The sequence below is a fragment of the Candidatus Ruminimicrobium bovinum genome (genome assembly GCF_902760015.1).
GTDB classification, from domain to species: Bacteria; Elusimicrobiota; Endomicrobiia; order Endomicrobiales; family Endomicrobiaceae; genus Ruminimicrobium; species Ruminimicrobium bovinum.
In genome coordinates this window covers 1-4844 of the sequence record NZ_CACWEU010000144.1, presented here as the reverse complement: position 1 = coordinate 4844, position 4844 = coordinate 1, and the positions used below count along the sequence as shown (strand labels likewise).

At 28.9% G+C, this 4844-nt stretch carries 6 protein-coding genes; 5 read left to right on the top strand and 1 reads right to left on the bottom strand.

The features are described from left to right. Positions 1-137 precede the first annotated feature (137 nt). A complete protein-coding gene (gene rhuM, locus ACMUOV_RS05070) occupies positions 138-971 on the top strand; it encodes a RhuM family protein (RefSeq protein ID WP_413854023.1) in 834 nt (277 codons plus the stop codon). 9 nt (positions 972-980) lie between these two features. Then, a complete protein-coding gene (locus ACMUOV_RS05065; protein ID WP_413854022.1) occupies positions 981-1778 on the top strand; it encodes a metallophosphoesterase in 798 nt (265 codons plus the stop codon). Here the strand turns inward: ACMUOV_RS05065 and ACMUOV_RS05060 are convergent. Next, the gene (locus tag ACMUOV_RS05060) at positions 1747-3276 is read right to left on the bottom strand and encodes an AAA family ATPase (RefSeq protein ID WP_413854021.1); all 1530 of its coding nucleotides are present in this window, start codon (positions 3274-3276) and stop codon (positions 1747-1749) included. The two genes, ACMUOV_RS05065 and ACMUOV_RS05060, sit on opposite strands and share 32 nt — an antisense overlap. 175 nt (positions 3277-3451) lie before the next feature. Here ACMUOV_RS05060 and ACMUOV_RS05055 point away from each other — a divergent pair, with 175 nt between their 5' ends. The 3 genes from ACMUOV_RS05055 to ACMUOV_RS05045 all read left to right on the top strand — a co-directional run. Then, complete coding sequence (locus ACMUOV_RS05055) at positions 3452-3988, top strand: glycine cleavage system protein R (RefSeq protein ID WP_413854020.1); 537 nt, start codon at positions 3452-3454, stop codon at positions 3986-3988. Positions 3989-3992: 4 nt separating this feature from the next. Further along, positions 3993-4487 carry a peptide deformylase gene (gene def / locus ACMUOV_RS05050; protein WP_413854019.1) on the top strand — a complete coding sequence of 165 codons (495 nt, stop codon included), beginning with the start codon at positions 3993-3995 and terminating at the stop codon, positions 4485-4487. Positions 4488-4569: 82 nt separating this feature from the next. Next, positions 4570-4844 (top strand): glycosyltransferase family 9 protein (locus ACMUOV_RS05045; RefSeq protein ID WP_413854018.1); only part of this gene is annotated, 275 nt, incomplete at its 3' end.

Sequence of the window (4844 nt, the reverse complement as noted above, 5' to 3'; positions counted from 1 at the left end):
TCAGGAATGAAGTGTATATGGATCCCGCAAGGGCATACTCGATTGAGTTAGTTGCAAAATTATAACCAAAATATTAAGGTCGCTATAATTGTTGTAAGGAATTATTTCAAACTACAAAACAAAATGTAAGTCTACATATCAAAAACATTTTTGAAGAAGGTGAGCTGAGTGAGAATTCAGTTGTCAAGGATTTCTTGACAACTGCCGTAGATGGAAAGAAATACCTTACTAAATTTTACAATCTTGATGCAATTATTTCTATAGGTTACAGAATAAATTCTACAAAAGCAACACAATTTAGAATTTGGGCTACAAAAACATTAAAAAACTACCTTACGGAAGGTTATGTTATAAATAAAAATCTGTTACAACAACAAAAAGAAAAATTTGCAACGTTACAACAAACAGTAGATTTACTTAACAGAAGTTTAATAAAACAAGTTGAAACATTAAAACAAGCTAAAGATGTAAGCAATATTTTAAATAATTTTGTTAAAGGGTTAAACTTACTTGATGATTACGACCATCAACAATTAGATAAAAAAGGTAATTCTAAAAGGAAAGCAGTTAGAATAAAAACAGAAGATTTTTTAAAAATTGTTGATAAGATGAAAGGCGATTTTGCAAGCGATGTTTTTGCTGTTCCTAAAGATAAAAGCTTTGAAAGCTCCGTTAATCAAGTATATCAAACTTTCGGTGGACAAGAACTTTACCCAACATTAGAAGAAAAAGCAGCAATGTTGCTTTATATGGTTGTAAAAAACCATAGTTTTGTTGACGGAAATAAAAGAATTGCAGCAAGTTGTTTCTTATATTTCTTAGATAGAAACAAAATGCTTTATGATAAAATAAACAAACCTGTTATAGACAGTGCAACATTATTTGCATTAACCTTACTTATTGCAGAAAGTAATCCCAAAGATAAAGACATTATTATGCAAGTAGTGATAAGTGTTTTAAACAGAAAATAGAGAGGAAATATGGGAAGAAGATTATGTGTTGGCGATATTCACGGTATGTATTCAAAATTAACTGATGTTTTGGATAGATGTAATTTTTCTTCTTCCGATACTCTATATTGTGTAGGTGATTTGTGCGACAGGGGAAACGAAAATTTAAAAACTTTAAATTTTTTAATGAAGTTAAATAATTTCCATCCCGTTATCGGTAATCATGATATTTGGCTTGCACAATATTTAAGTTATAAAATGCCGGAAAATACTTTCCATGCTTGGGCTTATTATAACGGTGGAATGAATACTTTTGTAGAATTTTTAGATATGGCAGACGAAGAAAAACTAAAAATTTATAATTGGTTAAAAAATATACCGTATATGATAAAACTTAAAGATAAAATTATAATGCATACACCGACACCTAAAAAGATTTTTGACAGAACAAAAGAAGGATATAATTTAGAAGAAATAACTCTTGCCAATATAACAGAAAGCGGACTTTTACAGGATGAAATATACGATGACCAACTGTGGAGCAGAAAAGTTATAGCATGTTCAAAATATGTTAATGAAAAAAGAAAACATAAAAAATTTTTTGAAACACAATTTAATAGTAAATCTCCAATAGTGTTTGCCGGGCATACTCCGTTATTAAATCCAATTTATGACGAAGATATGAATATTTGCCTTATAGATACCGGCGGTTTTGCAACAATAGAAAAAAACAAAATAGACGGACATATAACGGTAATTGATATAGATACTTTTGACTATTGGCAAAACGGCAATGCTAAAAAACAAAATCTTTTGGGCTTAAAGTAAAATCCGTTTGTCCTTTGGATGCTGTTTCAAATAATATTTTATTTAAGATACTCCTTAATATACTTTTTAAACCTCTTGCACCTGTCCTGTTTTTTACGGCTTGTTCGGCAACATATTCTATTGTTTCTTCAAGTATTTCCAATTTTATACCTGCTTCCATAAATACCTGTTTGTATTGGCTTATAACATTATTTTGGCTTTCGGTTAGAATTTTTACTAAATCCTGTTTTGTTAAATCATTTAATATCACTTTATTGGATAACCTTCCTGCAAATTCCGGCATAAAACCGTATTTGATTATATCTTCGGTAGTGGCTTGTTGCAATATGTTTAAGTTATCCTGCACCGCAAATTCTTCATTAAAAAAGCCGATACTTTTGCATTTGTTTGAATTTAATCTGTTTTCAATTATTTTTTCTAATCCGCTGAATGCTCCGCCTGCAATAAACATAACATTTGATATATCATATTCCCTGTCCAAACCAAACTTTCCGCCGTTACAAAAATAATTAGTGCTTTCAAATATTTTTAAAAATTCTTCCTGAACAGTTTTTGTTCCCACATCATTTTTGTTATCATTTTTATTTATTGCAATTTTATCTATTTCGTCTATATATACTATACTTATGGGGAACTTGTTTTCGGGCATATTTTGTTTGCACTTTTTTAATAAACCTGCAAATATCGAATCGGGGCTTAAACCTACATAACCAGTTTCGGTCAGTTGGCTTGCATCGGCTATGTATATGGGAATATCCAATATTTTACTTAATGTGTTACAAATAAATGTTTTGCCTGTTCCGGTTGGACCTATTATTAAAGTGTTTGTTTTATCCAATTTATCTTTATTGTTGTTTTTATTTATTTTACATTTTATTATATGTTCGTAAATTGCTGCGGAAATATTTCTTGTTGCCCTGTCCTGCCCGATAACATATTTGTTAAGTTGTTCATACAATTGGGTTGGGTTTATATCAACAACTTGTTCTTTGATGTTTGCTTTATCTTGAATTGTTGTATTCATTAAAATATTAAGCAGATTTTCGTTTATTTCCAATTCCTGTTCGTTAAAATTTCTTTGTTTATAATAAATACATTTACTTGTAATTAATTTGGAATTATCGTTTAATAGTTTTACTATAAAACTCGGTTTTGCTACATTTAGTTCAACTAAAGTTTCAATTAAATCGTTTTTTCTAACTCTGTCACGGCTTTTCAATTTTGATATTGCAACAAATATTATGCAAAACCTTTCAAGAATATTAAAATTGTATTTTTCTGTTTCTTTAATGAATTTAATGTTGCTGTTTTTGCCTATACTTCTTTCATCTATGGTTTTAAAACTTTGAAAATTTATTTTTCTGTTCCATCTGTCTGTATAAAAAATATCCAAAATATCGTCAAAATATTGTTCCGATGTGTACACCGGCAGTTTTGTTAACGGGTTACAAGTTGTTGCGGCTTGTTTTATTTCTTGTTCGGTAAATAATTCTTCCATTTGTTTATTCTCCTGAAATTAATAAGTTTTTTATTATTCTACAAAAACATCGCGACAACAGTATGTCCGTTTAATAAAAACTTTAATTGTTTTATTCTTCATATCTTTTTATGACAAAAACAAAAAACTTTGCTATAATCAATAGTCAAGTAAATAAATAAAATAGGATAAAATAATGAAAAAAATGTTATCTTTGTCGGCAATAGGAAAAGACAGAACCGGAATAGTCAGTTCAATATCCGAAATTCTTTTTAAATTGGGTTGCAATATTGAAGATTCAACAATGACGCTTTTATCGGGGCAATTTGCGGTAATACTTTTACTTGACTGCCCAAAAAATTCCGATATTTCAAAAATAAAAAGAAGTTTAAATTCTTCATTAAAAAAACTTGATTTATCATATTCGGTAAATGAAGTTGATAAACCTAAAAAAGACAAAAAAAATTACGGTGATTATATTATTGCCGTTTACGGTGCCGACAGAGTAGGTATAGTTTATACCGTAAGTAAATATTTAGCAGATAAAAAAATAAATATAACCGATGTCCAAACAAAAATTTCCGGTAAAAAAGATAAAGTTTACATAATGTTGATAGAAGTTAATATACCAAAATCCGTAAAAATAGAAGATTTTAAAAAGAATTTAAAAGATTTGGCAAAAGAACTTAAAGTTGAAATTTTTGTGAACCAAGCGGATTCTCAGGAAATTTAATAAAGTGGCAATTTTAAATATAGTAACAATTCCAAACCCGATATTAAAACAGGTTAGCTTGCCGGTAGAAAAAATAGATTCGGATGTAAAAAAGCTTATATCCGATATGAGAGAGACAATGCTTTCCTCAAACCATTGTGTAGGTATTGCAGCCGTTCAGGTAGGGGTTTTGGCAAGAATAGTTTTGGTTGATGTTTCTTTAAACCCTAAACCGCACCACAACAGCGGTTTGTTGGTTATGATAAATCCGAAAATAACATATACATCCGGTAAATTAAAATCAAGGGAAGGTTGTTTAAGTGTTCCTGATTTTACGGGAAATGTTGTTAGAAAAAATAAAATAGAAGTAGAATATACGGATATAAACGGTAATAAACAATTATTTAAAACTCACGGCTTTGAATCAATAACAATTCAACATGAAATAGACCACTTAGACGGATTTCTTTTCCTTGATAAAGTGTCATCCCTTAAAACAGATGTTTTCAAAAGAATATAATTTTTGTTTATAAGTTTATTTGATTATAAATTGTTTTGTAAATTTTTGCCTTGTAATTAGTTATTTGATAAAATATTCTATTATGAAAATTTTAATTATAAAACCGAGTTCTTTCGGCGACATTATTCAAGCAAATCCCATTATTGCCGCAATAAAAGAAGAATGGAGTAATGCTAAAATAGATTGGCTTGTTTTTGATAAATTTAAACCTACAGTAGAATTGTTTGGTAATATAACCAATATAAAAGTTTGGAAGAGAAACGGCGGAATAAAAGCTTTTTTTGATATTTTAAAAGATTGTAACAAACAAAATTATGATTTGGTTATGGATTTACAAGGTTTGTTAAGAACGGCATT